The sequence below is a fragment of the Actinomadura roseirufa genome, from assembly GCF_900659635.1.
Taxonomy (GTDB): Bacteria; Actinomycetota; Actinomycetes; order Streptosporangiales; family Streptosporangiaceae; genus Spirillospora; species Spirillospora roseirufa.
This window is the reverse complement of record NZ_CAACVB010000540.1, coordinates 1-1,844: the sequence shown is the minus strand read 5'-3', so window position 1 is coordinate 1,844 and position 1,844 is coordinate 1. Positions and strand designations below refer to the sequence as shown.

1 protein-coding gene is annotated in these 1,844 nt (G+C 62.2%); it reads right to left on the bottom strand.

Annotation, left to right across the window (positions count from 1 at the left end; translation table 11 throughout):
- On the bottom strand, nt 1-1,313 hold a 1,313-nt coding region (locus E1291_RS41240), incomplete at its 3' end, for a reverse transcriptase/maturase family protein (RefSeq protein ID WP_207401264.1).
- Nucleotides 1,314-1,844: the final 531 nt, after the last annotated feature.

Genomic DNA, 1,844 nt, shown 5'->3' with positions numbered 1-1,844 from the left:
CAGTGCAGCCGGTAGAGTCGGTGGACGTCACCGGCCAGCAGGTAATACTGGACAACGCCTCGATACTCGGCTCCGTAGGTACTGACGATCGTGTAGTCGTCCTCATTCACCAGACGGTCCCGGGGCGCGGGTTTGCCACGCCGGTAGTACGAGGCGATTTTGGCCCTGATCACCGACCGTGGCACGCGCAGGCCGACCGCTCCGTTGGCGGCTCGGCCGCCACGGGTGATCTTCCGGTTGGCGTGCTGAACGGTGATCTCGTATCCGAGGAAGCTCGCCGCGCCGGTTCGGGCGTGGGTGATCAGCGTCTTTTCTCGGGAAAGTTCCAGCCTGAGATCGTCACGCAGGAACTCGGCCAGTCGCTGTTTGATCCTCTCGGCATCGGCCTTGGGCCCGGCAAATCCCAGAAGCGTGTCGTCGGCATAGCGCACGTACCGCAACCTGCGGTAGCCCGGATCTGCTGGATCCATGCTGGGCAGGGTGCGCTGCAGTTTTTGCAGCTCGCGCGCTGTGGCCCGGTCCCCGCGCCGGCGGGCCTTGGTCGCTGCCTGTGCCACCCTCCGGTATTCCCGGTTACGGACCCTGGTTGTTCCTCGGGTGTATTCCGGGATCAGAACTGTTTCGACGAACTTGTCCAGCCGGTGCAGATAGATATTGGACAGGATCGGCGATACCACTCCGCCCTGCGGCGCGCCACTGAGCGTGGCGTGCCATTTCCAGTCTTCCAGGTATCCGGCTCTGAGCATGTTGCGCACCAGCCGCAGGAACCGGGCATCGTGGATCTTCTCCGCCAGGATCGAGAGCATGAACTGGTGGTCCAGCGTCCCGAAACAGTCGGAGATGTCCCCCTCGATGAACCAGGTCGTCCCGTTCCACGTGCGAGCCACCCTGCTGAGCGCCGTGTGGCATCCCCGTCCGGGACGGAAACCGTGTGAGTGTTCGGAGAACTGTGGTTCGTAGTACGCCTCCAACAGCAGCCGCACCACCTCTCCGACGAGTTTGTCCGACCAGGTCGGCATGCCCAGCGGCCTCGTCTTCCCGTTCTTCTTGGGAATGTGAACTCGCCGTACGGGCTTGAACCGGTAGCGCTCGTGGCGCATCGCACCGATGATGCGATCGATCCTGGTCTGTGACATTCCGTCCGCGGTTTCCCCAGTGGACCCGGGCGTCATCGCTCCCTTGTTGGAATAGATGCGCCCGTAGGCCAGTAGATACATCTGCGGGTTGAACAGCTGCCGATACAGTTCATCACACGACAAGCGACGCCTGCCGCGTTCACGCAGGACACCCAGCACCGTTTCGGCGTTCTGCATTTCGCATACCTCCCGGCATCAAAAGTGTCCGATCACCTGTGCCCCTTCGCCCTGTGGACGGCGTTACCGTCCTCCTCGGCAGGCCGTTACCCCTGCGACTACTACGAGCACTCCGTCACCCTAGGACTCGCGTCCCGTAGGTGATCCCGCGTTCGTCCTTGCCATACGTCCGAGCACGACTTAGGCGACCCACTCATCTCCTTGATTGCCCTCACTGGGCAACGCTCCGCAACCTGGAGGTGCGCCGGCCTTCACTCGGACCGGCACAGGCCACGGCATCGGTTTCAGGCGTCATTCCGATGGATGTGGTAATTGCATCTTCTGGAGATTGGATTTCAAGCAGTCAAGCTTTCGCCGTATCGCGCGGGTCCCCCAGCAGCTCACCTTCGACGCCTTCGCGGTGCCTGCTGGTTTCCTGACATGCTGCTGTTCCCTTCACCTTTCGAATCCAGGTAAGTCATCAGACCCAGGAACACCCTCCAAATTCCTCCCGGCTGAGCCGGGGATATGACAAGGCGCCTCGCGGCGCAC